This window comes from Brevibacillus fluminis (assembly GCF_052072235.1).
In the GTDB taxonomy this organism is placed as follows: Bacteria; Bacillota; Bacilli; order Brevibacillales; family Brevibacillaceae; genus Brevibacillus_D; species Brevibacillus_D fluminis_A.
Map to the genome: position 1 here is coordinate 5,606,545 of NZ_CM125436.1, position 26,028 is coordinate 5,632,572.

Below are 26,028 nucleotides of genomic sequence, written 5' to 3' on the forward strand. Positions count from 1 at the left end.
CGCTTACCCCCCTATCCCGGTGACGATTGGGACAATTGTTTTCAACGTTTGCTGCAGCGGGTCTGCCAGCACAGCCGGGTAAATCCCGATCAGAAGGATGAAGCCGAGCAGGATGACCATCGGAATGACTTCCATCGGCTGTGCATCAGCAGCGCCTTTCAACCGTTCTGCCGTCGGTCCGAAAGTGGTTTTGAGCACAGCGCGCAGCAGGTAGACTGCCGTCAAAATAATCCCCAGCGCTCCGATTGCCGCGATGACCGGCATCGAACCGAACAAGCCGAGGAAAGCAAGGAATTCGCTGATGAAGCCGGACATGCCTGGCAAGCCCAGCGACGCCATCGCGACCGTCAAAAAGATACCGCTGGCAAATGGCATTGATTTGGCCATGCCGCCCAGCTCGCTGATCGTCGAGGTGCCGACCCGCTCCCAGATCACCCCGATGAGGAAGAACATCAGCGCAGAGATGAAACCGTGCGAGACAACCTGGAAGATCGCTCCCTGGAAGCCGATTGTATTCATCGCCGCGAACCCGAGCAGGACGATCCCCATGTGGCTGATACTGGAGTAGGCCATGACCATTTTCATGTCCTTCTGTACAAAAGCGAGCACAGCGCCGTACAAAATGTTGATCACACCCAGCACAGCCATCCACGTCGCGAATTGATAGGCTTGTTCCGGAAAGAAACCGATTCCCATGCGCAGCAAACCGTACGCGCCCATTTTCAGCAAGATCCCGGAGTGGATCATCACGATCGCTGGCGGAGCCTGCACGTGAACCTTGAGCATCCACGTATGGAACGGGAAGATCGGAAGCTTGATGCCAAAAGCGATGAAAAGTGCAAGGAACAGCCCGAATTTAAAACTTTCCGGTAGCTGTGCCAGCATCTGATTGTTCGGAGACGTGAGCGCTTCCGTCAACTGGCTCATATTCATCGTCGGGTTGCCATCGACTCCCGGAATGGTCAGATAGATAATCAGGAACGCGATCAGCATGATGGCCGATCCGACCCCGTTATAAATCAGGAATTTGTTCGCCGCTTTTTCGCGTTCGCCATATCCCCAAATACCGATCAAAAAGAACATCGGCACAAGCGTCAGCTCAAAGAAGATGAAAAACTGGAACAGGTTTTGCGAAGCGAATACGCCAAACATCCCGATCAACAGCACATTGAACAAAATGAAGTATTCCTTGAGGCGCTTCTTCATGCTCCAGGAAGCCACAGCGGAAAGCGTCGCGATAACTGCCGTCAGGACGATCAGCGGCATCGACAACCCGTCGACTCCCATCTCATACCCGATCTTGAACTCGAACACTTGCCCCGCCTGATCCGTGCCGACCGGAATGGAAATCCAGTCATGGTGCTCCGCAAACTGCATGCCTGACTGCTGATAATGAAAATTGGCAAACAGCATCATCGACATGATAAGCGGCAAAAGCGTTCCGAGAATCCCAATCTGTTTGATTACGCCGCCCTGCTGCTTCGGAATGAACGCCAGGACGATAATCGCCAGAAGCGGCGAAAACGTAATCAACGATAGCAGCATATTATTTCCCAAGCGGAACACCTCCTTTTACCGTGAAGCCAATCAGGAGCAGCACGATGCCCACCAAGACGATGAGTCCGTACGTTTGCATCTGTCCGCTTTGCAGGCGCGCATGAACCGCACCGATTGCCTGCGCGATTTTTGCGACCAAGCCCACCAAGCCGTCAACGATATAGCGGTCAAACGCATCAAGCACATATCCAAGCCCTGCGAGCGGGCGAACAAACACGAAATGATAAAATTCATCGATGTAGTATTTGCGATAGGACATTTGATACGCCCAAGGAAACGCGTTCTTGATGCTTGCAGGAGACACCGACTTTTTCGCATACATCAGGTAAGCGAGCCAGATACCCAAGAGCGAGACCAGAATCGCGACGATTTGCACCCATGCCGCGGCATGGCCTTCTGCATCGCCGAATACGCCTTTGATCGCTTCTCCCGTTGTTCCGCTCATCATCCATTCCTGCAGCACCGGCCCAAACGGCGTATTGATAAACCCGGCGACAATCGCGAGAATCGACAGCAGGATCATCGGCAGCGTCATGGTGCCAGGCGATTCATGCACATGCACGCTCTCCTTCACATTCGACTTGCCGACAAAGGTAAGGAAGAAAAGACGGAACATGTAAAACGCGGTGAAAAACGCCGCGATCAGCGCGAGCGCCAGCAAATCATAGCGATGGGCAGATGCGACTGCGCCCAAAATCGCTTCTTTCGACCAGAAGCCGGCAAATGGCGGAATCCCGGCAATCGCCAGACAGCCGATCAAGAAAACCCAGCCGGTCACCTTCATTTTTTTCCACAAGCCGCCCATTTCGAAAATGTCTTGCGTATGCGCGGCATGGATCACGCTGCCCGCCGCAAGGAAAAGCAGCGCCTTGAAAAATGCATGTGTCATCAGATGGAACGTGCCTGCTACATAACCGGCAGCGCCCGCTACGCCCAAAGCAAGCATCATGTAGCCGAGCTGACTGACGGTCGAGTATGCCAACACGCGCTTGATGTCGCGCTGGGTCAATCCGATGGAGGCGGCAAAAATCGCTGTGAAGCCGCCGACATAGGCGACGACAGTGAGCGCCGCCGTGGAAGCGATAAACAATGGATAAGCGGCAGCGACCAAGTACACGCCAGCCGCTACCATCGTCGCCGCATGGATCAAAGCGGAAACCGGAGTCGGGCCTTCCATCGCGTCAGGCAACCACGTGTGCAGCGGAAACTGACCGGATTTCCCCATCGCACCGATAAAAATCAGAATGGCTGCCAAGGTGATCATCCAAGGCTCCAGCTTGCCAAGAGAAATGGCGTTGAAAATCTCCGTATATTCAAAGCTGCCCGTCCACCAGAAGAGAAGCGCAATCCCGATGAACAGCCCCACATCCCCGATCCGGGTGACGATGAATGCCTTTTTGGCAGCCGCTTTGGCTTCCGGCTTGAAATAGTAGTAGCCGACGAGCAGGAACGAACAAACCCCTACCAGTTCCCAGAAGATGTAGACCTGCAGCAGGTTCGGCGAAATAACCAAACCCAGCATCGAAAACGTAAACAGCGACAAATACTGATAAAAGACAGGGAACCGTTCGTCCCCATGCATATAGCCGCGGGAATAAATTTGCACCAGCAAGCTGACAAATGTGACGATCAACAGCATCATCACATTGAGCTGGTTAACCTCAAAGCCCATACGGACGATGATGTCGCCCATGTGCAGCCATTCGATCGGATATTTTACATCGACTGCGCCCTCTTGAAACCGGGCCATGAAGGTCATGAGCGCCAGCACGAACGAAGCGCTTACCGCGATGATTCCGACCCAGGCTGCTCCCTCTTTCAATTGTTTGCCGAACGAGACAATCAAAATGAACGCCAACAGCGGGAAAAGAGGGACGAGCCAAGCGTATTGCATGATTGTATCCATATGTTCACCTTTCCCTTTCCTCTAGCGTTTCATCGAATCCATCTCATCGACATTGACCGTATCGCGATTACGGTACAGGGCGATCAGCACCGCCAAACCGACGGCAACCTCAGCCGCAGCGACCGTCATGGTAAACAGGGTGAAAATTTGGCCGGTCAGCGCAGGATGAAGTCCCATTTTGGCGAACGCGACCAGGTTGATATTGACGGCATTGAGCATCAGCTCGATGGACAGCAGCACGATAACGGCGTTGCGCTTCGTCAAGGCGCCATACATGCCGACGCAAAAGAGGATCAAAGCCACAAGCAAATAGGAGGAAACCGGTACAGCCATCATTCTTTGCCCCCCTCTTTCTTGGCCATGATAATCGCGCCCACCAATGCGACAAGCAGCAGCACAGACAACAGCTCGAACGGAATCACATAATTGGTGAAGACCGCCAAACCGATCTGCTTGACGTTGCTCACGTCAGTCGCAGCTTCCTGCGGCACATTCGGCCACACCGTATTTTGGATGCCCCAGAAAACGATGATGAAAAAGACCGCTACGAACAACAAGCTGACATACTGTCTCTTTTTCAAGCTGCGGGAGCCCTCTTCCTTGTCATCATGCTTGGTGAGCATGATCCCGAACAGCATCAGGATCGAAATCGCACCGGAGTAGACGAGAATTTGCGATACCGCAACGAACTCGGCCCCCAGCAGGATAAACAGACCTGCGATGGAAAGAAAGGTGATCCCGAGCGAGATGACCATATGTACGACACGGTTAAAGCTGATCATGAAGACCGCTCCCCCGATCGTCAGGAGAGACAGGATAAAAAATGCAACAAACGAACCGCTCATCGCTAGTTCTCCTCCCTGACGTTCGTATTGTTGTCATCCAACCATTTCAGGTTCTTGTACAGCTCGTCGCGGCTGTAAGTCGCCAGCTCGAAATTGTTGGTCATGACGATCGCCTCTGTCGGGCATACCTCTGTACAGAGATCGCACAGAATGCAAATCTCGAAGTTAATGTCGTACGTATCGATAATTTTACCTTTTTTCTCCGGGTCTGGATGGGGTCTGCCCGTCAGCTGAATGCATTCGGTCGGACAGATGCGCGCACACTGGTTGCACACAATGCATTTCTCCGGAGAAAAGTGCTGGATTCCGCGAAAACGCGGCGGCATTGGGAACGGCACATCCGGATAGAAGTGGGTCACTTTTTTCTCCGTGAGCTTTTTGAAGGTAAAGCCCAATCCTTTTGCCAAACCTAGCATATGTTTCACCCCTTTGGTAGTCGTTGGTTTTGCTCAGGCGCGATTACTGAAACATGCCGTGCTGGTACGAGATCACGACGGCGGTCAGCAAAATGTTGAAAAGCGCCAGCGGCAACAAGCATTTCCAGGCGAACGACATCAGTTGGTCGACACGCAGACGTGGCATTGTTGCACGAACCCAGAATTGAAAGAAGATGTAGAGTGAAAATTTGAGAATAAACCAAACGATGCCAGGGATGAACCCGAGCGCCGGATGAATCGGCAGCCAGCCGCCAAGGAACAAAATCGTCACCAAGGACCCCATGCCGAACATATAGACATACTCAGCGAGCATGAACATGGCAAAACGGAAACCCGAATACTCGACATGGTAGCCTGCGACGAGCTCGGATTCGGCCTCCGGCAAGTCAAATGGCGAACGGTTCAACTCGGCTTGCGCAGCGATGATGAAGACGACGAATCCGAGGAACTGCGGAATGATGTTCCACATGTCGGTCTGTGCTTCGACAATCTCGCGCAAATTCATGCTGCCGGTCAAAAGCACGACGCCGACGATCGACATGACGAGCGGCACTTCATAGCTGATCATTTGCGCTGCGGCGCGCAAGCCACCGATCAGCGAGTATTTGTTATTGGAGGCCCAGCCTGCCGTGATGACGCCAAGCACCGTAATCCCCGACAAGGCTACATAGTACAAAACACCGATTCCGATGTCTGCAAACTGGATTTTGTCGGTGAACGGCATGATCGCCAGGACAGCAAAAGAAGGTGCATAGGCGAGGACAGGAGCCAAAGCGAACAAGGCTTTGTCAGCATGCTTGGGACGCGTGTCCTCTTTCAGCAAAAGCTTGGATACGTCCGCGACCGTTTGCAAAAGGCCAAGCGGGCCGACGCGGTTTGGACCGATCCGCAGCTGCATCCATCCGATGACTTTACGTTCGAAATAGATGGCATACGTCACGAAGCCCAACACGATCATAAGCAAAACGACAGCGGCAATCACAAACAGCGAAACGTTCCAGAGGGATGTCGTCTGTTGCAGCAATTCTCTCACTACGCGTCAACCTCCCCGAGCACGATATCGATACTGCCCAATATCGCCACCATGTTGGCGATGTTTTCGCCTTCAAGCAGCTTGGGCAAAATTTGCAGGTTGTTAAACGATGGGCGGCGCAGCTTCAGGCGCCACGGCTTATCTTTGCCTTGGCTTGCGATGTACACGCCGATCTCGCCGCGCGGTGCTTCGATTCGCACGTATGTTTCGCCGACTGGCGGACGAATGACCCGTGGCACCTTGCCCAAAATCTCGCCCTCGCTCGGGAATTGCTCGAGCGCTTGCTCCAAAATGCGGAGCGATTGTTCGATCTCTGCCATCCGCAGATGATAGCGGGACATGCAGTCTCCCTCAGTAGCAACCGGCACATCAAACTCGAATCGGTCATAAATCGAATACGGCTCATCCTTGCGCAAATCCCACTTGATGCCTGTACTCCGCAGCATGACGCCGGAAAGCGAATAGTCGAGCGCCGTCTTCGCGTCAAACTTGCCGATTCCCTTGAGACGGCTGATGAAAATTTCATTGCCGGTCACAAGATTGTGGTAGTTTTTCAGTTCCTTTTTCATGTATTGGACGAACTCTTTCACGCGATCGATCCAGCCTGGCGGGACGTCCCATTTAACGCCGCCCACACGCATGTAGTTGAACGTCATCCGGGCACCGCACAGCTCGTTGAAGAAGTCGAGGATTTTCTCGCGGTCGCGGAACGCATACAGGAACGGCCCCATCGCCCCGATGTCGAGCAGATACGTCCCCCACCAGACAAGGTGGCTGGCGACGCGGTTCAGCTCCATCGCGATCAGACGGATGAATTCGGCCCGCTCGGGAATTTGCAAGCCCAGCATGGTTTCAACTGCGTGGCAAAGCACATAGTTGTTCGTCATCGCAGAGACATAATCAAGGCGGTCCGTATACGGGATGATTTGCGTGTAGTTTAAGTTTTCCGCCAATTTTTCGGTGCCGCGATGCAGGTAGCCCATAACCGGAATCGCTTCCGTCACGGTCTCGCCATCAATCTTCACTACCAAACGGAACACACCGTGTGTGCTCGGATGCTGCGGTCCGACATTGAGCAGCATTTCTTCTGTGCGAATGCCCGTATCCGGGGAGGTATATGAATTGGTTGACGTGACTTCCAAGCTCATACCCTACACCTCCTCATCGTACTGTACATAGTCTTTGCGGAGCGGATACCCGACCCAGTCGTCTGGCAAAAGGATGCGCGTCAGGTTGGTATGGCCCGGGAACCGGATACCCAGCAGGTCGTAGGTCTCCCGTTCGTTCCAGTCTGCGCCTTTCCACAAGTCCATTACGGATTGAACAGTCGGCTGCTCTCGGTTTGTTTTCACTTTCACTGCGAGGCTTTGACGATTTTTATAGGAGTAAAAATGATAGTAGACTTCCATCCGATCTTCATAGTCGACGCCATGCAAATTGGACAGGTAGTCAAAATGAAGCTGCTCGTCCGCCTTTAAAAATTGGGCTACTTCATGCCAGCGTTCATTTTGAATCGTTAAGGTAGGTACGTCTTTCGCTAATTCGTTGATGTACGACGCCTCAATTACTTCGGCGCCAAACTTGTCGGCGATTGCTTTGACATATTTATCGAGGTACGGTTGGTTTTTCGATGGCTCTTTCGGTGCTTCCGGCTCGGCTGCTCCTGCGTCCGCTGCACCTCCAGCCGCTTTCGCCTTGGCTGCTGCAGCTGCCGCTGCTTTTGCGTCTGCATCGGCGCCTTCTGCCGCTGGCGTCGCCACTTCCCCCGCGCCCGCTTCTTGTGCTGCTTTGGCTTTTGCCGCTGCTGCCGCTGCCGCCTTGGCTTTTGCAGCTGCTGCCGCTTTTGCTTTGGCCAGCGCGAGATCATCATCTGCCGGCACTGCCTTTGCCTCGTTATCGGCTTCCACGGCGTTCGGTTCGGCTTTTGCACTCTCAGCCTCTTTCGCAGCCTTAGCCTTTGCCGCCGCTGCTGCCGCGGCTTTCGCTTTGGCTGCGGCTGCCGCTTTTGCCTTCGCCAGCGCAAGATCGTCTTGTGGCGGAGCCTCTTTTGCCTCTTCCACGTTATTTTGGATGGAATCGTTTGATTCGTTGTTTTCTGGCGTCTCGACGACTGGCGCTGGCGCCTCTTCCGCTTGCTTTGCCGCCTCAAGCTCCTTCTGCTCTTTTAGCCGGCGCGCTTCCTCTGCTTTCGCACGAGCTGCCGCTGCGGCTGCCGCCTTCTCTTCCGGCGTCGGTTTGCGTTTTTCATCGCTCATTGACTGGTCACCCGCTTTCCAGTCTTCGCTTCATACCGGATTTTTTCCTGCAGCTTGTTGATTCCATAGATGAGTGCCGCAGGATTCGGCGGACAGCCTGGAATGTAAACGTCGACCGGTACGATTTGGTCTACACCCTTTACGACACTGTACGATTTCACATAAGGTCCGCCTGCAGTCGCACATGAGCCCATGGCGATCACCCATTTCGGCTCTGCCATTTGGTCATAAAGGCGTCGGAGCAGCGGGGCCATTTTTTTCGTTACAGTCCCAGCCACAATCATCACGTCAGATTGACGAGGCGATGCACGGAAAATCACGCCGAAGCGGTCAAGGTCATAGTTGGCTCCACCGGTGCCCATCATTTCAATGGCGCAACAGGCCAAGCCAAACGTCAGCGGCCAAAGCGAGTTGCTGCGCACCCAGCCTTTCACGGTCTCAAGCGTGGTGAACATGACATTTCGATTCAGCTCTTCTTGCAAATCAGGCGCAACGTTTCTGAGATCTAGTTCCATTCCAGCACCTTCTTTCTCCATGCATAGACAAGACCGATAACCAGCAAAACAATGAAAATAACCATTTCAACCAGCGCAAAGAGGCCGAGCTGGTTATAGGCAACGGCCCATGGGTAAAGGAACAAGGTTTCTACATCAAAAATAACGAATAACAGGGCAAAGATGTAATACTTGACATTGAATCGAACCCAGCTATCCCCGACCGGAATGTTACCGCTCTCATAAGTGGTCGTCTTCTCAGCGGAAGGGTTACTGGGGCGTACGAGTGGCCCGATGATGCTTACGGTCGCAACCGGGAGCAGGACACCGAGCAGGATGAAGATGGCCACAATCACGTAATTGTTCGTGTAGATTGCACTCATCACCGTTACCTCCATTAAGCTGAAGTTATGTGGCACAAAGTCGAATTATGTCAAATTCGACACAGGAAAATACCTTCACCATTATAACAAATTGGTAAATATGTGTCTAACGATTGACAAAGGAAAAAGCCTAGAGAAGTCTTCTCTAAGCTGTCAATTTCGCATGGTTGCACGGTTGTCTTTATTGTACGTTTTGTTGGTAGGTGCCGCCGAGGAAATCCTCGTATACTTTCTCCCACTCGACCGTGAATTCCATCGGGTCTGTATCGGAGAGGTCCTGGAGATTTTCGATTGGTTCCTTCAAGTATGGAATCAATTTCACCAAAACTTCCATGAGCAGCGCGTCTTCAATATCCAGCAGCTTTTTCATTTCCGCTTTTGTCATGCTGAAATGATTGTCTTCCTGCTCATGAAGATGCAGAATCAGCTTGCTGAAAATCGGATGAATCAGCGACTCCAGTTTCAGGTGATCCAACGCGAATTTCTCGCGTTCATTCAGGACAAAAATATCCTGCGCTTCCGGGAACGGATGTACAGGCACGTCCCAAACGTCGCCTTGATCCAGCACGAGACCCCACTTGATCATCAGCTCAATCGCTTCTTCTTTCGTTTTCGGGTACTCGTAGTTGGAGCGCTTCAGAAATTCCTTATGGGTTTCCAACAGGTTTATGTAATTTTCATAGGACTCTTCTGATTTGAATTTTGCTTTATCCAGCGTATCAAAGGTTCCGTTCAAGGCATTGATTTCACGGAATCCCTGAATCATCTCTTCCTTGCTGTCATACTTTGCTACCAGGTAGCATAAAGCATGAAACAACACGTTCATTTCATGCGGCAGTACACTGGACCAGCCATTGGCACGGTATCCGCCGGGTATAACCGTTTCTCCATTGTGTGTGCGCATTAGTCGAATCGTTTGCATGAGCTCACTCCCCTTCAGCCTTATTATATACATAAACAAGGGAATCTTTCCAAACAAAAACGGTCAAGTTCATTTCCCTGGAAAAAAGTTGACCTTACAGCCCCAGATTCCAAACCAGTAGAAAAAATCCCCGCGCCTTGCCAGCTGCGGGGATTTTTGACTTTAGATGTTTTTGGTGGCTTCGAGTCGCGAAATCGCACGTTGCAGCGCGCGCTCAGCGCGACGAATATCGAGGTCAGGATGTTTTTCGTTCAAACGTTGCTCAGCGCGGTTTTTTGCCTGCTTCGCACGTTCGACATCAATATCCTCAGGCAGTTCAGCGGACTCGGCCAAAATAGCCACTTGTGTACCGCGAACTTCCATGAAACCGCCGCTTACAGCGATTACCGTCTCTTTGTCGCCTACCGTTTTAATCCGAACAGGCGCAATTTTCAGCGGGGTAACGAGCGGCATGTGGTTCGGCATGATACCGACATCACCCTCAACGCCGCGCGCGATTACCATTGTTGCTTCACCGCTATAGACAACCCGTTCAGGAGTAACGACTTCAATTGTCAATTTGCTCACTTTCAGTCTCCCCCTTCAAGGGTTGTCTTACGCCATTTTCTTCGCTTTTTCTACTGCTTCTTCAATCGTACCAACATAGAGGAACGCTGCTTCAGGCAGAGTGTCGTGTTTGCCATCGAGGATCTCTTTGAAGCTGCGAACGGTTTCTTTCAGTGGAACGTATTGACCTGGGTTACCAGTGAACTGTTCAGCAACGTGGAACGACTGGGACAGGAAACGCTGAATACGGCGTGCACGTGCTACCGTCAATTTATCTTCATCGGACAACTCGTCCATACCAAGGATTGCGATGATATCTTGCAATTCTTTGTAGCGTTGCAGAATTTTTTGTACGCCGCGCGCTACATCATAGTGTTCTTGCCCGACAACTGCCGGAGTCAGTGCACGGGAAGTGGAAGCCAACGGGTCAACCGCCGGGAAGATACCCAAAGCGGCGATATCGCGGTCCAGGTTGGTTGTTGCGTCCAAGTGAGCGAACGTAGTCGCAGGAGCCGGGTCCGTGTAGTCATCCGCAGGAACGTAGATCGCCTGGATGGATGTTACAGAACCTTTTTTGGTGGAAGTGATACGCTCTTGCAATTGGCCCATCTCGGTTGCCAATGTTGGTTGGTAACCTACCGCGGACGGCATACGGCCCAAGAGAGCGGATACTTCAGAACCAGCTTGGGTAAAGCGGAAAATGTTGTCGATGAACAGCAAAACGTCGCGGCCTTCTTCATCACGGAAATATTCCGCCATGGTCAAACCGGTCAACGCTACGCGAAGACGCGCACCTGGTGGTTCGTTCATTTGACCGAATACCATCGCTGTTTTTGGCAATACGCCAGCATCTTTCATCTCGTGGTACAGGTCGTTACCTTCACGGGTACGCTCACCTACACCAGCGAATACGGAGATACCGCCGTGCTCTTGTGCGATGTTGTTGATCAATTCCTGGATTGTAACGGTTTTACCTACACCGGCACCACCGAACAGACCGATCTTACCACCCTTGATGTAAGGAGCGAGCAAGTCGATAACTTTGATACCTGTTTCCAGAATTTCAACGGTTGTCGCTTGTTCAGCGAACTCAGGAGCTTTACGGTGGATTGGGTCACGACGAGGTACATCGCCCATTTCTTGCAGGTCAATCGGTTCACCCAGTACGTTAAATACGCGTCCAAGCGTTACCGCACCTACTGGAACGGAAATTGGTCCGCCCAGGTCTGTCGCTTCCATGCCGCGTACCAAACCGTCTGTAGAAGACATCGCTACACAACGAACGATGTTGTCGCCCAAGTGAGTCGCTGCTTCAACAGTCAGGTTGATTTCGCGCTCACCAGCTGCTGTTGCTTTATGTTCAATCTTAATCGCATTATAGATGGCAGGCAACGAGCCACGGTCGAATTCAATGTCGACGACCGGTCCCATTACCTGAACCACGCGCCCTTTCGCCATCTTCTCTCTTCCCTCCTAGAAGCTTAATTGGAAGTTACGTTATCCAAATCTATTACGCCTGTGCGTTCGCACCTGCAACGATCTCGGAAATCTCCTGCGTGATCGCCGCTTGACGCGCACGGTTGTAGAACAGCGTTTGCTTGTTGATCATATCCGTCGCATTGTCAGTCGCGTTACCCATCGCTGTCATACGTGCACCATGCTCGGAAGCTTTCGCATCCAGCAGCGCGCTATACACCAATGTTTCTGCATACTGTGGCAGCAGAACTGCCAGCACTTCTTCGGAAGAAGGCTCGTATTCATAGTTCGCACCCTGTGCGGCACTTTCAACCGGCTCCAACGGCAACAATTTGTCCACAGTCGGAATCTGGGAAATTGCGCTTTGGAAACGGTTATAGCACAGGTAAAGCTCGTCAATCTTCTCTTCAGCAAAGAGTGAGACGGCTGCGCTGGCAATTTTTTTGATGTCGGCAAAATTCGGGTTTTCCGGCAAGCCAACGACTTCTTCAATCACAGGATAATTGCGTTTCTTAAAGAAATCGCGCCCCTTGCGACCGATCACGAAGAGTACGTACTCATCTTGCGACTTGTGCTTCTCGTTGATCGATTGCAGCACCTTGCGAATCATGTTCCCGTTATAGCCACCAGCCTGACCACGGTCAGAAGTGATGACGATATAGCCGGTCTTTTTCACCGGGCGAACCTGCAGCATCGGGTGCTTGGAGCCGGATGTACCGCTGGCAATGCTTGCGATAACTTCTTGGATTTTGCGTGTATACGGACGTGCCGCTTCCGCCTTATCCTGTGCACGGCGAAGTTTCGCTACAGACATCATTTTCAGTGCCTTGGTAATTTGGCGCATGCTTTTAAAGCTATTGATACGGCGCTTAATCTCTTTCAAACCTAGAGCCACTCGTTTTCACCACCTTGGGGACGCATACCGGGAGGAAGGACCGCCCGGCATGCATAAGATGTCTGTTGAGAGCAAAATTAACGGCTTACAGCAAAGCCCTTCTTGAACTCTTCGATCGCTGCATTCAAATCAGCTTCAGCAGGCAAATCTTTTGTGGAACGGATGTGTTCCAACAGCTGTGGCTTGTTGGATTCGATGAACGCCAGCAACTCTTTCTCGAAACGAGTTACGTCGCCTACCGGAATATCGTCAACATAGCCTTTTGTCGCCATGTAAATCGCAATGACTTGCTTTTCAACAGGCATTGGATCGTTGTTGCCTTGTTTCATCACTTCTACCAGGCGTTGACCGCGAGTCAAACGCGCCAGCGTTGCTTTATCCAAATCGGAACCGAACTGCGCGAACGCAGCCAGCTCGCGGAATTGTGCCAATTCAAGCTTCAATGGACCCGCAACTTTTTTCATCGCTTTGATCTGTGCCGCACTACCTACGCGGGATACGGAGATACCCGCGTTCACCGCTGGGCGTTGACCTGCGTTGAACAAGTCGGTCTCAAGGAAGATCTGACCATCCGTAATGGAGATTACGTTGGTTGGGATGTATGCGGATACGTCACCTGCTTGTGTTTCGATGAACGGCAATGCAGTCAAGGAACCTGCGCCCAAGTCATCGGACAGCTTCGCAGCGCGCTCCAGCAAACGGGAGTGCAAGTAGAATACGTCACCTGGGTACGCTTCGCGACCTGGAGGACGGCGGAGCAACAGGGACATTTCGCGGTATGCAGCCGCTTGTTTGGACAAGTCATCGTATACGCAAAGAACGTGTTGTCCTTTGTACATGAAATACTCACCCATGGATACGCCTGTGTAAGGCGCCAGGTACAAGAGTGGTGCCGGGTCGGAAGCAGTCGCGGATACAACGATTGTGTAATCCAGCGCACCGTGCTTACGCAGTGTTTCCACTACGCCTGCAACAGTGGATTGCTTTTGGCCGATCGCAACGTAGATACAAATCATGCCGTTGCCTTTTTGGTTGATGATCGTATCGAGCGCAACGGATGTTTTACCTGTTTGACGGTCACCGATGATCAACTCACGCTGACCACGGCCGATTGGAATCATCGAGTCAATCGCTTTGATACCAGTTTGCAACGGTTCATGTACCGATTTACGAGCCATTACGCCAGGCGCAGGGCTTTCGATCGGACGGAATTCAGTTGTGTTTACAGGACCCAAACCATCGATCGGTTGACCGAGCGGGTTAACGACACGACCGAGCAACGCTTCGCCTACAGGCACTTCCATGATGCGGCCTGTACGTTTTACGCTGTCGCCTTCTTTAATGCCGCGGAATGGACCGAGAATAACGACACCTACGTTGCCTTCTTCCAGGTTTTGCACCATTCCCATTACGCCGTTTTGGAATTCGACCAGTTCCCCAGCCATTACCTTCTCCAAACCGTGCACGCGAGCAATACCGTCACCGATTTGGATAACCGTACCGACGTCAACTACTTCAATTTCAGCTTTATAGTTAGCAATGCGCTCTTTCAAGAGCGAGCTAATTTCTTCCGGTCTGATTGCACTCACGTAAATGTCACCCCATTCATCAGAAACGTTTTATTATTGGTGCGCGAACTGTTCCAATTTGCGCTTGATGCTACCGTCATACAGACGGTCGCCAATTCGTACAACCACGCCACCGAGAATTGCTGGATCAACAACCGTTTGCACGCGAAGCGTCTTGTTTACTTTCTTGCCGAATTGTACGGCAAGCTCGTTCACTTCTTCTTCGCCCAACGGTTTGGCAGTCGTTACAACCGCATCAGCAACGCCGCGCGCTTCATTCGCCATCGCGACATAGGCAGTTGCGATTTCACCCAGTTCGAGTTCACGACCATTGTCAATCAAAACGCTCAAAAAGTTCAGCGTCTCCGCCGCAACATGCGCGCCAAAGAGATCTTTGAGCAATTGCTCTTTCGACTCTCTGGAGATTTGATTGTGGCTCAAGATTTTGCCCAACTCTTGATTTGACTCAACAGCGGCAACGATATCTTTTAATTCAGACTCAATTTGCTCGATCAGCCCGCGCTCTTTCGCTACTTCGAACAGTGCGCGTGCGTAGCGTTTTGCAACACCGCTACTCATAGGCGATCTCCCGCTTGTTTCAGGAATTGGTCAATCGTGCTCTTTTGAGCGGCTTCATCCAATTCCTTCTCGATGATTTTGGAAGCCAGCATTACGGACAAGCCTGCCATTTGATCGCGCAGCTCCGCTTTTGCTTTTTCCACTTCACGCGCCAGATCAGCGCTGGCATCCGCTTTCAAACGCTCAGCAGATGTTTTTGCTTCTTCAACAATGCGAGCAGCTTCATCGCTTGCTTGTTTCGCAGCGCGATCCAGAATCGCTTTGGATTCTTGGCGTGCTTCATCAAGCAGACGGCGTTGCTCTGCCAACAGCTTTTCAGCTTCTTGGCGGCTTTGCTCCGCACCGGTAATCTCTGCTTCAATATGTTGGCGGCGTTTTTCCATAACGCCAAGCGCCGGGCCCAACGCGAATTTACGAACGAGTGCCAGTAACACCAAGAAAATGATGATCTGGAATATCAGCGTTCCCCACTCGAGAGATACAGTCCCCAAGTCTACCATTTCAATTTCACTCCTTCCGGTCTAACAGGAGAATCCTAGTCGCATAGAAAAACATTCAGGAAGCCTGTACAAAACGGCCGTGACCGCCTTGTTTTCAAGAGGAAAACGTTTCACACATTCTCCACATAAGAGAGGCGAAGGTCTAGCCCCCGCCACTTCAGCTTGTTTGCACAAGCTTATCTATTCATGAATACGAAGGCCATAGCAACAGCGATGATTGGCAACGCCTCTACAAGACCCAGACCCAAGAACATGAGACCCATCAGGTTACCACGTGCTTCAGGTTGACGAGCAACACCTTCAATTGTGCTCTTAATAACCAAAGAGTTTCCGATAGCTGCACCTACAGCAGCGAGACCAAACATGATACCAGCAGCAAACAAACCAGTCATTACAAAATACCTCCTTAAAATGTTCGTGAATTAGTTTTTGTTGTAAAACGGTTCTTTCCAAGGAAAACCTAGTGATCTTCGTTAACTTTTTGCGAGATGTACACCATCGTCAGCGTTGTGAAGATGTACGCTTGTACGGAACCGACGAATACGGAGTAACCCAGCCATACAATCAATGGCAGCGTCGCTACCAGGACACCTGTGCCCAACAGTACGGAGATCAAGACCTCACCGGCAAAAATGTTACCGAACAAACGCAATGGGAGCGTCAGCGGCTTGATGATGAAATCCTCCATAATGTGCAGCAAGAGCATCAATGGATGCGGTTCCACATAATGCTTGAAGTATTTGCCTGCACCTTTACGCAGACCGAGATAGTGCGAGTAAAGGAGAACGGCAAACGCCAGTGCAAATGTTACAGAAGGAGTCGCTGTCGGCGATTTCCACCAGGATACTGGCAAACCGTGTTCGCTTGCCAACTCTTCTTTAATCATTTCTTCTTTTGCATGAGCAGCTTCCGGTGTACCGGACAGCGTCAGTTGTTTCATGAAGCTTTCACTGATTTGCCCATGGTAAGAGGTGGTGATATTCAGAACCAAGCCCAGCTGGTTCCCGATGAAGATATACAGGAAAATGGTCAAGCCAAGCGCAACCACTCGGGACGCGTACTTCTTGTCCAAAAAGTTGCCGGAGATTCCACGAATGAAGTCGATCACCCATTCGATGAAATTTTGAGCTCCGCGAGGCACGCCAGACGACATATTTCGTGTCAATCCAACCACAAGTAAAAATACTACCAGAGCGGTTACCACCATCATGATCATGGTAGGAATGTCGAATACCAAACCCAACCATTCAAAGCGCGGAGATAAATGCATGTATTTCACCCCTTTCTATCGACAAAATTAAGATTTGTAAAGATTCCTTGTTAAGTGCATGTGTAAAACAACTGTATCTATTTAAAGGAGCGATAAACGAATAGAAGGCTGACCACTTGAATGAGGAAAAATCCTATAAGTGCACCAGATATGACGAATATTTCGGGGAATCGCACCGTCAGATATGCGAGAAACGCAACCATCACGAATCGCTGCAACATCCCCGTTCCTCTGGGGCGGCTGCCCGGTTTCGTCGTTTTCCACGCTTTGCTGAACAGTACGGCATTGTTGATGGTGTTAGCAAACATACCTGCGAAGATGCTCTGGAGAAAGACCTTGTGTTCAGGCAACAGTGCCCAGAGTATCACAGAAGCAGCCATAAAAAAGAAGGCGAAGCGGAATGTTTGGCGCATTGCTGTCGTAAACTCTTGCATGCTCAATCTCCTAACTATCTCCTTACAAATACGAACGGATCAATCGATACACACTATAAATACCGACCCCTAAACCCAAAAACAACCCGATGATCATACATACGGGACTTGTTGCAAATTGTCGATCCAGATATTGTCCGAGCCATACGCCCGCCATGACACAAATCGCCAAATCAATCCCGATAAAGCTGACAAAAACGATGGCTTGCCAAGGATTATCCAGCTTCGACATGCATCTGATCCCCTTTCGACATAAGGAGAGGGCATGTGGTCATACCCTTTGCCCTCATCCATATTAACGAAGATTTATCCGCTTTGTCAACTTCCAGTCATACTGTACACAAACCGTTCACAATTGGTTCAAATCTTCTCAATTATCGTTGCAACACCTTGACCGCCGCCGATGCACAGCGTCGCCAAGCCGTATTTGCCGTCGCGCTTTTGCAGCTCATGGACAAGCGTGACGAGAATGCGTGCGCCGCTCGCGCCGATCGGATGTCCGAGCGCGATCGCGCCGCCGTTTACGTTCAGTTTTTCCTTGTCGAATCCCAGCTCTTTGCCAACCGAAAGGGATTGAACCGCGAATGCCTCATTCGCTTCAATCAGATCGATGTCTTCCAGTGACAGGCCGGCTTTTTCCAGCGCGCGTTTGGTCGCAGGAACCGGACCGATCCCCATGATGCTCGGGTCAACACCAGCGCTGGCGTTTGCAACGATCCGGGCCAGCGGCTTAAGGCCCAATTCATCGGCTTTTTCCCGGGACATGATCAGCAGCGCTGCTGCGCCGTCATTAATACCCGAAGCGTTGCCGGCCGTTACGCAACCGTCTTTTTTGAATGCAGGGCGCAGCTTGCCGAGCGATTCTGCGGTGACGCCTGCGCGCGGGAATTCGTCGGTTGCGAACAGAACCGGGTCTCCTTTTTTCTGCGGAATCGGCACCGGAACGATCTCATCTGCAAAGCGTCCCGCTGCGATCGCGGCCACTGCCTTCTCCTGGCTCCACGCTGCGAATTCATCCTGTTCCTCACGGGTGATCTGATACTTTTCACCCAAATTCTCCGCAGTAATCCCCATATGGTAATCGTTGAATGCGCACCACAGTCCATCGCGAATCATCGAATCCACTACTTTTTGATCGCCCATTCGATAGCCGTTGCGCGCGCCCTCCAGCAGATAAGGCGCTTGGCTCATGTTTTCCATACCGCCTGCGAGAATGACGTCTGTATCTCCTGCGAGGATGGACTGGACAGCAAGATGGACGGCTTTCAGACCGGAACCGCACACTTTGTTGATGGTCATGGCAGGAACCGCGTGCTCGAGGCCAGCCTGAATCGCTGCCTGACGCGCAGGATTTTGGCCCAGGCCCGCTTGGAGCACATTGCCCAAAATGACCTCACCGACTTGCTCTTTCCCTACTCCAGCCTTCTCAAGCGCTGCCTCCAGCACCAAAGCGCCCAGTTTGGTAGCGGACACACCGGCTAGTCCCCCTTGAAAGCTCCCGATTGCGGTACGCACTGCGCTGACAATCACAACTTCCTTTTTACTCATCGCTTCCACTCCTCGCTTGTTTATATCGGCGTAGCCACACTGTGGCATCCTTCCATTATAAGAGGAGCAGGTTACAAAAATGATTAAAAAAACGTTAAGTTATGGCTCTTTGCAGTTCGAAAACCTGGGCTTACACGTAACCTCTTTTAAAAAAAAGCCGCATCCTGCCTCATAGGAGGTGGATGCGGCTTTCACAGGGGCTTCCCTATTTCTTCTGCTGCAAGATTCGATAGAGCGCTACTGCTGTCACAGACCGTGTAGTCGGTTTGTTCGGCTCGAACTTGCCGTTCTGGCTGTCCATCAGCCCTTGGCCCGCTACGTTGTTGATTGCAGCGGACGCCCATTGCGGCCACGCTTTCCTATCGGCTGGTGCTTGGGCAGGCTGGGCTTTCTTTTGCAGAATGCGGTCGAGAATGACGGCCGCTTCCGCCCTGGTCACAGCCTGGTCGGGTCTGAACGTTTTATCGGTGTAGCCTTTTACCAAGCCTTTGGTCAACGCGACTTGCACAGGTCCTTGCGCATAGTCGGGAATGGTGTCCTTAAAGGAGAGCTTTGGCTTGGCCGGAAGCTCCCACGCGAAGACGCGGGCCAACAGCGTGACAAACTGCGCTCTTGTCAACGAATTTTCCGGTCCGAACAATTCGTTGGTAATCCCTTTGACCAACCCTTTCTGGGCCATATAGGTGATCTCATCCTTGGCCGGATGGTTGATGATGTCGACAAACGGCACATCGGCCGGCTTATCGAGATAATACGGGATGTAGGTTCCATATGCGTTGATCGGATAGACCCACTTCCCTTGTTCATCGACCTGGCCGATCAATGGATCAAATGTCTGGTTCGCCTCATTCACATAGAGCAAACCGATTCCTTTTCCTTTGATCCAGTTTTTCGCGGCCAGCTTCACTGTGGATGTCGTATTGCCGAATTGGTCCTGCTTGCCCGCCTTCAGCGCTCCCGGCTTCACGGTAAACGCATAGTCGGCCGGTACGTAGCCAGGCAGCTGCTGGTTGATGATCGAATTCACACCAAGCGAGACGGTATCCAGGAAGCTCGACGTGGCTGCAAACGAATAGCTCATGTCGAGTTCCGCGCCCAACGAGAGGGTTCCTGGCGTGTTGGTTTGCACCGTTTTGCCGCTAGGCTTCACAGCGCTCTCCGCTGGATAGAGCAGGGACGCTTCGTCAAAATAAACCGTGCCGCTCTCCGGCAGGATCTCATTGTTTTCTGCAGGGTCGACGACATAGATGCTGCGCAGTTGCAATGGATACACCGCTGCTGCCGGGAAGTATCCTTTCACCTGCTGCCATCCTGTCCAATCGATGCGCTTGGCCAGATCGACGTAATAGACTTTCCCTTTTGCGTCGAGCACTTCTGCGCGCAGCCAGTGATTGCTGCTGTCGCCATATACCCACAGGCCCATACCGAACGGCTTGCCCGGGATGTCTTCCGGCTTGGAGCCAAGTCGGCCATACGCGATCCGGGAATCGCTTTCCGGCGCGCCGGCAAAATTGTACGTCAGTTTCGCTGCTTTTTTCGTACGGAATACCGGATCGTTTCCGCCGGCACTCACTGCCGCGAAGGAACCGTGCGAGCTGAGCGAATCCGGATAAGCGGTATGGTACATGGACGGCTGGTTGTCGAATGTCAGCCACGGCTGCTCAAATGCGCCGATATTTACTGGCACCGTCGTGCTGAGCCCGTCGTATGTAACCTTGAGGTTGGCTTTCCCGACCTGGTCGCCCGCAATGAGCTGGAGATTGTCGTCGACCGAAGCCGACGGTGAATCAACCGAAATGGTTACGCTTTTCGGTGTTGCCGCAATCATCTGGCCTTTTTTGGTTTTCAGCTTGATATCAAGCCCAAGCGTTTGACCAGGCGCGATATTGATCGGATTCGGTCCGACGATGATCTGTTCGATGTCCTTACCTGTTATGACACTCACATCGCGTTTTTGCGACACATTGCCGACTGTTGCCGTAATCGTTGTCGTGCCGGAACGACTCGGGATAAACTTGTTTTGCTCGAATGTTCCCGCATCCGCTCCGACCTGCCAGTTAATCTGGTCAGGCTTGATCGTATAAGGCAAATAATGCGTATCGTATGCCTTGGTTGTAAATTCGGCAGCTTGTCCGATCAACACCTCTGTCGGGCCATTGATCTGAAAACCGAGCAAATCGCCCGGAGGCGCCGTATTGTAGATGGCAAGTCCCGTCGGCACGCGACGCTCCGCTCCGCCTTTAGGCGTGTTGATCGCCCGCACATCCGTCTCGCCCAGCATCCGCGCGGACATTGTGGTGGACCCGCCGCCGTCGAAATTGACCGCTTTGTACGCACCGATCTCCACCATGATCTGTGCCAGCTCTTCGAGACTTAGACCGGAGCTGCTGGCCGTGTCGACCGCCACCATGTACATGGTTTTGCCATCCTGGGAAACCCCTACCGCCGTCCGCGCATTCAAGCCTTTGACCGAGCTGTCCACATTAAAGGACGTGATCGCCTTGCCCTGGTTGACCAGCAGCAGCTGACCGCCTACCGCCTGCATCCAGTTCCGGTCGGTCGGGGCATTCTGGTAATCAATCTGCGCTGTCGAGCCCACAGGGAACTGCTGCAGCAAAAAGTTGGCAGCTGCTCCTTGTCCCCAAAGCACATAACCGTTTGGCGGAATCGTCGCGGCCGGCTGATTGATTCGCACTTCTTTCGCCACGTTGTTGTCAAAGACTACTTCCACGATGTTTTGGTAGCCGGATATTGGCCCAAGGCTTGTCTTGCCGAATTTGGGCGTGTACATGTTCAATTGATCTAGATGGCTTTTGCCTTTTGTCGTGTTGTACTCTTCCTTGTTGATTCCGCGCAGCGGGAACGTCACGCCGCTTGGAGCCGTCACCTTGCCGGAAAACGTGAAATGTTCGATCGCCGCCGTTTTGTCGTCGGTGATTCCGAGGCTGTACCAGTAATCGATCTGCCCCATTGACGAGATGATCTCGCCATCCTTGAGCACCTGCCCAAACGGCGCACCGCGTTTTGTCATGTTGAAAAAGTCGGCATTGATCGCCGAGATGGCTCCTGTTTCGCGGGCCATCTGGGTGACGGTTTGCTTTTGCGTCAGCAAGCCGCCTGTGCCGTACACCGGCTTCACTTCAAGATACTGATTGTTGAGGTCCGCTTTGGTGACAAAGACCGTCACCTGTTGATCGCCGAAAGATTTGGTATATTTTATCAGCGTGGCTCCTTCACCAATCGTCTGCTGCCACATGATCGACAGCGGGCTGGTCACAACTCGCGCTTCCGCCACGTTTGCCGCCAACGGAAAAATCGCTCCCCACGCGATGACGCCAGCCGTGACGAGCGACAAGACCTTATGCTTTTTCACGGTGCAAACTCCTCTCCTCAGGAAAAAACTATCTCTCTTTTTATAAGAATAAGCCGTCTCGCGTGCAAAATTATCCATATTCGTTTGACGCGGATTTTGGCTGTTTGGTTTCATCGATTCCGTCGATTTTTTCTGGTAAATTTCGACAATCACGAAAAGTCTCTATGTAGCTGCGAAAGGAAAAAGAGGCGTCATCAAACGCCTCATCCTTTTATTTTGCGTGGCCTGGCTGAAATGGCGCCGGACGCTCGCTCTTGTATCCAAAATGGTAGAGAATCGCTTCCACGATGCGCTCGGAGGCTTTGCCGTCGCCATACGGGTTGGCTGCTTTCGCCATTTTTTCATAGGCTGCAGCATCGCGGAGCAGCTCGTCCGCCAGACGGTACACTTGATCTTCATCGGTCCCGGCAAGCTTCAACGTGCCCGCTTCGATGCCTTCCGGACGCTCTGTCGTATCACGCAGAACGAGGACAGGCACGCCAAGCGAAGGCGCTTCTTCTTGTACACCGCCGGAATCGGTCAAAATCAGGTGGGCGCGACGCGCAAAGTTGTGGAAGTCAAATGCATCCAGCGGTTCGATCAGATGGATGCGCTCGTGGCTCCCCAAAATTTCCTGGGCCACTTCCTGCACAGCCGGATTCAAGTGCACCGGATACACCACGGCAATATCCTGATGCTCGTCGACCAGACGGCGGACAGCACGGAAAATGCGGCGCATCGGCTCACCCAGATTTTCGCGGCGGTGAGCGGTCATGAGCACCATCTTTTTGCCTGCCGTTTTGCTTAAAACCGGATGCGTATAGTCAGCGCGCACCGTTGTTTGCAGCGCATCGATCGCCGTGTTGCCTGTGACGAAGATCGCTTCCTCCGGCTTGTTTTCGCGGCGGAGGTTGTCAGCTGCACCATCGGTCGGCGAAAAATGCAGGTCTGCCATCACGCCTGTCAGCTGGCGGTTCATCTCTTCAGGGAATGGCGAGTATTTGTCCCATGTACGCAGGCCTGCCTCGACATGGCCGATCGCCACTTGATTGTAAAATGCGGCGAGACTCGCCACAAACGTCGTCGTCGTATCGCCATGCACGAGCACGATGTCCGGCTTCTGCTCCTTGATGACCTCATCCAACGCTTCCAGCGCACGGGTCGTAATTTGCAGGAGGGTCTGGCGATCTTTCATGATGTTCAAATCAATATCCGGGGTGATGCTGAAAATTTCCAGCACCTGATCCAGCATTTGCCGATGCTGTGCAGTCACACAGACAATCGATTGGATCTGCTCGGGATGCTTGCCGAGTTCGTGGACAAGCGGCGCCATCTTGATGGCTTCCGGTCTTGTCCCGAATACGGTCATCACTTTGAGTTGCTTACGGTTTTCGCTCATCATCGCACCTACTTCGTTCCGTAGAGACGGTCACCTGCGTCGCCCAACCCTGGTACGATATATCCATGGTCATTCAACTGCTCATCGACTGCAGCAACAAAAATGTCTACGTCCGGATGATCTTCCTGCACCACTTTGATTCCTTCAGGAGCGGCGATCAGGCACATCAGCTTCATGTTTTTCGCACCGCGCTTTTTCAAAGCCGCAATCGCGACGGATGCGGAACCGCCGGTCGCGAGCATCGGATCGATCACGATCAGCTCACGCTCCTCGATGTCGGTCGGCAGCTTGGCATAATATTCAACAGGCTTCAATGTTTCCGGATCGCGGTACAAGCCGATATGGCCCACTTTTGCGGCAGGGATCAGCTTCAGTACGCCGTCAACCATGCCGAGGCCGGCGCGCAGGATTGGAATCAAGCCGATTTTTTTACCGGCGAGCACCTTGGATTTAGCTGTGGTGACCGGCGTCTCGATTTCGGTTTCTTGCAATGGCATATCGCGGGTAATCTCGTACGCCATCAAAGTCGCAACTTCATCTACCAATTCGCGGAATTCTTTCGTTCCCGTATTTTTGTCACGAATAAACGTCAATTTATGCTGGATTAAGGGGTGGTCGAACACATATACACGACTCATGTATGTTCCTCCGTTTCTGCTTTGCGGACATCCTACTTATAATAGCGTTTGCGACCGCAACCGTCAATTTCGGCTGAAAACGCGAAAACAGGCCTACGGCATGACGCCGTTGGGCCTGTTTGGTTCTTTTAGTATTGCAAGCCTTCGTAGAGCGGGAAGCGGGCGCAAAGTGCGGCCACGCGGGCGCGGGCTTCTTCATGCTTCGCTGCATCCTGCGGGTTTTTCAATGTCAGTGCGATGATTGCGGCAACCTCTTTCATCGCTTCTTCATCAAAGCCGCGGCTTGTCACCGCTGGCGTACCCATGCGCACTCCGCTCGTGACGAACGGGCTGGCCGGATCGTAAGGAATCGTGTTTTTGTTCGTTGTAATTGAAACTTCATCCAGCAGATGCTCCGCTTCTTTACCGGACAAACCTGTGCTGCGTACATCAACCAGCACGAGATGGTTGTCCGTACCGCCGGATACGAGTGTCAAACCTTCAGCCGTCAACGCTTCTGCAAATGCTTTCGCGTTTTTCACGATACGGCTTGCGTAGTCTTTGAATTCCGGTTTCAGCACTTCGCCGAAAGCGACTGCTTTGGCAGCGATCACGTGCATCAAAGGACCGCCTTGTACGCCCGGGAACATGGACTTGTCGATCGCTTTGGCAAACTCTTCTTTGCAGAGGATGATCCCGCCGCGAGGACCGCGCAATGTTTTATGCGTAGTGGAAGTGACAAAGTGTGCATGCGGCACCGGGTTCGGATGCAAGCCTGCCGCAACCAGACCGGCGATGTGCGCCATGTCTACCATGAAGTAAGCGCCGACTTCATCTGCGATTTCACGGAATTTGGCAAAATCGATTTCGCGCGGATAGGCACTCGCGCCTGCAACGATCAGCTTCGGTTTATGTTCCAGCGCTTTGGCGCGAACAACATCATAGTCGATGCGGTGAGTGGTTTCATCCACGCCGTATTCTACGAAATTGTACAAGGTTCCAGAGAAGTTAACAGGGCTACCATGCGTCAAGTGACCGCCATGGGACAGATTCATCCCGAGTACCGTATCGCCAGGTTGGAGAATGGTGAAGTAAACGCCCATGTTCGCCTGTGCACCGGAGTGCGGCTGTACGTTGGCATGCTCAGCGCCAAAAATTTCTTTCAGGCGATCGCGAGCGATATCCTCAACGATGTCGACATATTCACAGCCGCCGTAGTAGCGACGACCTGGATAGCCTTCCGCATACTTGTTGGTCAAAACGGTTCCCATTGCTTCCATAACAGCGCGGCTAACGAAGTTCTCGGATGCGATCAACTCGATTTTGTCGCGTTGTCTTCCCAATTCCTGGCGCATTGCTGCCATTACTTGCGGGTCTTGCTCTTTCAAGAATTCAAACATGGCTTGATAGCCTCCTATCGCTTCTTTTTTCTATATAGTAGTTATGAACAGCTGTTATTTGCATCCGTCAGCTCGTAGACGGCTCGTGCGCCGCCAATCAGCTTCGGCCTGGTTTGCGCTGCCGTCACATGCGCTTCCCCAATCTGCCGCAAGCTTGGCCGAATCGGCACCGCCACATGTCGCAAATGCATGCCGATAAAGGTATCGCCAATATCGATTCCTGCATGCGCTTGAATATGCTCGACCATGACGGGATCTTTCAATTGTCGGTACGCATAAGCTGCCATCGCTCCGCCGGCTGTCGGAACAGGGACGACCGTCACCTCGTCCAGACCAAACCGCTCCATGCTTGTCCGCTCGATGACCAGCGCGCGGTTCAGATGCTCGCAGCACTGAAAGGCCACATCAAAGCCGTGCGCCTCCTGCACTTCGCGAATGCCGCTGTAAAGCGCGGCTGCTACCTCTGCACTGCCCGCTTTGCCGATCTGCTTGCCCAGCACTTCACTGGTGCTGCAGCCGATAACCAGCAGGCGTCCGGCTCCCAGTTTGGCGCTTTGCTGCACTTCTGCCACGATGGTCTTGACCTGTTGCTTCAATACGTCCAGGTCCATC

Annotated in this window: 27 protein-coding genes; all 27 read right to left on the reverse strand. The window is 52.3% G+C overall.

Annotated features, from left to right (window positions below):
• Nucleotides 1–3: 3 nt before the first annotated feature.
• Entirely contained in the window at nucleotides 4–1,545 is a 1,542-nt protein-coding gene (locus ACTID9_RS27355) for a complex I subunit 4 family protein (RefSeq protein ID WP_441072746.1), read from the reverse strand.
• Between the two features lies 1 nt (nucleotide 1,546).
• A complete protein-coding gene (gene nuoL / locus ACTID9_RS27360) occupies nucleotides 1,547–3,463 on the reverse strand; it encodes an NADH-quinone oxidoreductase subunit L (protein WP_441068604.1) in 1,917 nt (638 codons plus the stop codon).
• Between the two features lie 21 nt (nucleotides 3,464–3,484).
• Nucleotides 3,485–3,796, reverse strand: coding sequence for an NADH-quinone oxidoreductase subunit NuoK (gene nuoK, locus ACTID9_RS27365; RefSeq protein ID WP_441072748.1), 312 nt, complete (start codon nucleotides 3,794–3,796; stop codon nucleotides 3,485–3,487).
• Complete coding sequence (locus ACTID9_RS27370; RefSeq protein WP_441068606.1) at nucleotides 3,796–4,308, reverse strand: NADH-quinone oxidoreductase subunit J; 513 nt, start codon at nucleotides 4,306–4,308, stop codon at nucleotides 3,796–3,798. Before ACTID9_RS27370 ends, nuoK begins: the two co-directional genes overlap by 1 nt.
• A gap of 2 nt (nucleotides 4,309–4,310) precedes the next feature.
• Nucleotides 4,311–4,724: an NADH-quinone oxidoreductase subunit NuoI gene (gene nuoI / locus ACTID9_RS27375; protein WP_122920589.1), complete on the reverse strand. Its 414-nt coding sequence runs from the start codon at nucleotides 4,722–4,724 to the stop codon at nucleotides 4,311–4,313.
• A 43-nt stretch (nucleotides 4,725–4,767) separates the two neighbouring features.
• Nucleotides 4,768–5,778, reverse strand: coding sequence for an NADH-quinone oxidoreductase subunit NuoH (gene nuoH, locus ACTID9_RS27380; protein WP_441068607.1), 1,011 nt, complete (start codon nucleotides 5,776–5,778; stop codon nucleotides 4,768–4,770).
• Nucleotides 5,778–6,926: an NADH-quinone oxidoreductase subunit D gene (locus ACTID9_RS27385; protein ID WP_441068609.1), complete on the reverse strand. Its 1,149-nt coding sequence runs from the start codon at nucleotides 6,924–6,926 to the stop codon at nucleotides 5,778–5,780. Before ACTID9_RS27385 ends, nuoH begins: the two co-directional genes overlap by 1 nt.
• A 3-nt stretch (nucleotides 6,927–6,929) precedes the next feature.
• A complete protein-coding gene (locus tag ACTID9_RS27390) occupies nucleotides 6,930–8,033 on the reverse strand; it encodes an NADH-quinone oxidoreductase subunit C (RefSeq protein ID WP_441068611.1) in 1,104 nt (367 codons plus the stop codon).
• The gene (locus ACTID9_RS27395) at nucleotides 8,030–8,548 is read right to left on the reverse strand and encodes a NuoB/complex I 20 kDa subunit family protein (RefSeq protein ID WP_122920585.1); all 519 of its coding nucleotides are present in this window, start codon (nucleotides 8,546–8,548) and stop codon (nucleotides 8,030–8,032) included. Before ACTID9_RS27395 ends, ACTID9_RS27390 begins: the two co-directional genes overlap by 4 nt.
• A complete protein-coding gene (locus ACTID9_RS27400; protein WP_122920584.1) occupies nucleotides 8,539–8,910 on the reverse strand; it encodes an NADH-quinone oxidoreductase subunit A in 372 nt (123 codons plus the stop codon). Before ACTID9_RS27400 ends, ACTID9_RS27395 begins: the two co-directional genes overlap by 10 nt.
• Nucleotides 8,911–9,091: 181 nt before the next feature.
• Nucleotides 9,092–9,832 carry a DUF6042 family protein gene (locus ACTID9_RS27405; RefSeq protein ID WP_441068613.1) on the reverse strand — a complete coding sequence of 247 codons (741 nt, stop codon included), beginning with the start codon at nucleotides 9,830–9,832 and terminating at the stop codon, nucleotides 9,092–9,094.
• A 162-nt stretch (nucleotides 9,833–9,994) separates the two neighbouring features.
• Nucleotides 9,995–10,399: a F0F1 ATP synthase subunit epsilon gene (locus ACTID9_RS27410; protein ID WP_441068615.1), complete on the reverse strand. Its 405-nt coding sequence runs from the start codon at nucleotides 10,397–10,399 to the stop codon at nucleotides 9,995–9,997.
• Nucleotides 10,400–10,426: 27 nt separating this feature from the next.
• Entirely contained in the window at nucleotides 10,427–11,836 is a 1,410-nt protein-coding gene (atpD, locus tag ACTID9_RS27415; protein WP_441068617.1) for a F0F1 ATP synthase subunit beta, read from the reverse strand.
• 52 nt (nucleotides 11,837–11,888) lie between these two features.
• A complete protein-coding gene (atpG, locus tag ACTID9_RS27420) occupies nucleotides 11,889–12,749 on the reverse strand; it encodes an ATP synthase F1 subunit gamma (protein ID WP_441068619.1) in 861 nt (286 codons plus the stop codon).
• A 77-nt stretch (nucleotides 12,750–12,826) separates the two neighbouring features.
• The gene (atpA, locus tag ACTID9_RS27425) at nucleotides 12,827–14,338 is read right to left on the reverse strand and encodes a F0F1 ATP synthase subunit alpha (protein WP_441068621.1); all 1,512 of its coding nucleotides are present in this window, start codon (nucleotides 14,336–14,338) and stop codon (nucleotides 12,827–12,829) included.
• A 33-nt stretch (nucleotides 14,339–14,371) separates the two neighbouring features.
• Nucleotides 14,372–14,896 carry a F0F1 ATP synthase subunit delta gene (locus ACTID9_RS27430; protein WP_441068623.1) on the reverse strand — a complete coding sequence of 175 codons (525 nt, stop codon included), beginning with the start codon at nucleotides 14,894–14,896 and terminating at the stop codon, nucleotides 14,372–14,374.
• Nucleotides 14,893–15,396 (reverse strand): F0F1 ATP synthase subunit B, encoded by a 504-nt coding sequence (atpF, locus tag ACTID9_RS27435; RefSeq protein ID WP_441068625.1) that lies wholly within the window; start codon nucleotides 15,394–15,396, stop codon nucleotides 14,893–14,895. The genes ACTID9_RS27430 and atpF overlap by 4 nt, the downstream gene beginning before the upstream one ends.
• 176 nt (nucleotides 15,397–15,572) lie before the next feature.
• Nucleotides 15,573–15,788 carry a F0F1 ATP synthase subunit C gene (gene atpE, locus ACTID9_RS27440; protein WP_441068627.1) on the reverse strand — a complete coding sequence of 72 codons (216 nt, stop codon included), beginning with the start codon at nucleotides 15,786–15,788 and terminating at the stop codon, nucleotides 15,573–15,575.
• A gap of 68 nt (nucleotides 15,789–15,856) precedes the next feature.
• Nucleotides 15,857–16,666 (reverse strand): F0F1 ATP synthase subunit A, encoded by an 810-nt coding sequence (gene atpB, locus ACTID9_RS27445; protein ID WP_441068629.1) that lies wholly within the window; start codon nucleotides 16,664–16,666, stop codon nucleotides 15,857–15,859.
• 77 nt (nucleotides 16,667–16,743) lie between these two features.
• The gene (locus ACTID9_RS27450) at nucleotides 16,744–17,100 is read right to left on the reverse strand and encodes an ATP synthase subunit I (protein WP_441068631.1); all 357 of its coding nucleotides are present in this window, start codon (nucleotides 17,098–17,100) and stop codon (nucleotides 16,744–16,746) included.
• A 22-nt stretch (nucleotides 17,101–17,122) separates the two neighbouring features.
• Entirely contained in the window at nucleotides 17,123–17,332 is a 210-nt protein-coding gene (locus tag ACTID9_RS27455) for an AtpZ/AtpI family protein (protein ID WP_441068633.1), read from the reverse strand.
• Nucleotides 17,333–17,460: 128 nt separating this feature from the next.
• Entirely contained in the window at nucleotides 17,461–18,648 is a 1,188-nt protein-coding gene (locus ACTID9_RS27460; protein WP_441068635.1) for an acetyl-CoA C-acetyltransferase, read from the reverse strand.
• A gap of 205 nt (nucleotides 18,649–18,853) precedes the next feature.
• Nucleotides 18,854–22,021: a phosphodiester glycosidase family protein gene (locus ACTID9_RS27465; protein ID WP_441068637.1), complete on the reverse strand. Its 3,168-nt coding sequence runs from the start codon at nucleotides 22,019–22,021 to the stop codon at nucleotides 18,854–18,856.
• Between the two features lie 211 nt (nucleotides 22,022–22,232).
• Nucleotides 22,233–23,399, reverse strand: a complete 1,167-nt coding sequence (gene wecB / locus ACTID9_RS27470; RefSeq protein WP_441072750.1) for a non-hydrolyzing UDP-N-acetylglucosamine 2-epimerase — start codon at nucleotides 23,397–23,399, stop codon at nucleotides 22,233–22,235.
• An 8-nt stretch (nucleotides 23,400–23,407) separates the two neighbouring features.
• Nucleotides 23,408–24,037: a uracil phosphoribosyltransferase gene (upp, locus tag ACTID9_RS27475; RefSeq protein WP_441068639.1), complete on the reverse strand. Its 630-nt coding sequence runs from the start codon at nucleotides 24,035–24,037 to the stop codon at nucleotides 23,408–23,410.
• Between the two features lie 128 nt (nucleotides 24,038–24,165).
• The gene (gene glyA / locus ACTID9_RS27480) at nucleotides 24,166–25,416 is read right to left on the reverse strand and encodes a serine hydroxymethyltransferase (RefSeq protein WP_441068641.1); all 1,251 of its coding nucleotides are present in this window, start codon (nucleotides 25,414–25,416) and stop codon (nucleotides 24,166–24,168) included.
• A gap of 41 nt (nucleotides 25,417–25,457) precedes the next feature.
• Nucleotides 25,458–26,027, reverse strand: a complete 570-nt coding sequence (locus tag ACTID9_RS27485) for a TIGR01440 family protein (RefSeq protein ID WP_441068643.1) — start codon at nucleotides 26,025–26,027, stop codon at nucleotides 25,458–25,460.
• Nucleotide 26,028: the final 1 nt, after the last annotated feature.

Excerpts from the sequence above, each read along its gene's own strand:
- ACTID9_RS27385 (WP_441068609.1), bottom strand. The coding sequence starts at position 6,926 with ATGAGCTTGGAAGTCACGTCAACCAATTCATATACCTCCCCGGATACG.
- atpD (WP_441068617.1), bottom strand. The coding sequence starts at position 11,836 with ATGGCGAAAGGGCGCGTGGTTCAGGTAATGGGACCGGTCGTCGACATT.
- wecB (WP_441072750.1), bottom strand. The coding sequence starts at position 23,399 with ATGAGCGAAAACCGTAAGCAACTCAAAGTGATGACCGTATTCGGGACA.
- upp (WP_441068639.1), bottom strand. The coding sequence starts at position 24,037 with ATGAGTCGTGTATATGTGTTCGACCACCCCTTAATCCAGCATAAATTG.
- atpE (WP_441068627.1), bottom strand. The coding sequence starts at position 15,788 with ATGACTGGTTTGTTTGCTGCTGGTATCATGTTTGGTCTCGCTGCTGTA.
- nuoK (WP_441072748.1), bottom strand. The coding sequence starts at position 3,796 with ATGGCTGTACCGGTTTCCTCCTATTTGCTTGTGGCTTTGATCCTCTTT.
- atpF (WP_441068625.1), bottom strand. The coding sequence starts at position 15,396 with ATGGTAGACTTGGGGACTGTATCTCTCGAGTGGGGAACGCTGATATTC.
- atpB (WP_441068629.1), bottom strand. The coding sequence starts at position 16,666 with ATGCATTTATCTCCGCGCTTTGAATGGTTGGGTTTGGTATTCGACATT.
- ACTID9_RS27405 (WP_441068613.1), bottom strand. The coding sequence starts at position 9,832 with ATGCAAACGATTCGACTAATGCGCACACACAATGGAGAAACGGTTATA.
- nuoL (WP_441068604.1), bottom strand. The coding sequence starts at position 3,463 with ATGGATACAATCATGCAATACGCTTGGCTCGTCCCTCTTTTCCCGCTG.
- ACTID9_RS27370 (WP_441068606.1), bottom strand. The coding sequence starts at position 4,308 with ATGAGCGGTTCGTTTGTTGCATTTTTTATCCTGTCTCTCCTGACGATC.
- ACTID9_RS27430 (WP_441068623.1), bottom strand. The coding sequence starts at position 14,896 with ATGAGTAGCGGTGTTGCAAAACGCTACGCACGCGCACTGTTCGAAGTA.
- ACTID9_RS27460 (WP_441068635.1), bottom strand. The coding sequence starts at position 18,648 with ATGAGTAAAAAGGAAGTTGTGATTGTCAGCGCAGTGCGTACCGCAATC.
- ACTID9_RS27355 (WP_441072746.1), bottom strand. The coding sequence starts at position 1,545 with ATGCTGCTATCGTTGATTACGTTTTCGCCGCTTCTGGCGATTATCGTC.
- glyA (WP_441068641.1), bottom strand. The coding sequence starts at position 25,416 with ATGTTTGAATTCTTGAAAGAGCAAGACCCGCAAGTAATGGCAGCAATG.
- ACTID9_RS27400 (WP_122920584.1), bottom strand. The coding sequence starts at position 8,910 with ATGAGTGCAATCTACACGAACAATTACGTGATTGTGGCCATCTTCATC.
- ACTID9_RS27390 (WP_441068611.1), bottom strand. The coding sequence starts at position 8,033 with ATGAGCGATGAAAAACGCAAACCGACGCCGGAAGAGAAGGCGGCAGCC.
- nuoI (WP_122920589.1), bottom strand. The coding sequence starts at position 4,724 with ATGCTAGGTTTGGCAAAAGGATTGGGCTTTACCTTCAAAAAGCTCACG.
- ACTID9_RS27450 (WP_441068631.1), bottom strand. The coding sequence starts at position 17,100 with ATGCAAGAGTTTACGACAGCAATGCGCCAAACATTCCGCTTCGCCTTC.
- ACTID9_RS27395 (WP_122920585.1), bottom strand. The coding sequence starts at position 8,548 with ATGGAACTAGATCTCAGAAACGTTGCGCCTGATTTGCAAGAAGAGCTG.
- ACTID9_RS27485 (WP_441068643.1), bottom strand. The coding sequence starts at position 26,027 with ATGGACCTGGACGTATTGAAGCAACAGGTCAAGACCATCGTGGCAGAA.
- ACTID9_RS27455 (WP_441068633.1), bottom strand. The coding sequence starts at position 17,332 with ATGTCGAAGCTGGATAATCCTTGGCAAGCCATCGTTTTTGTCAGCTTT.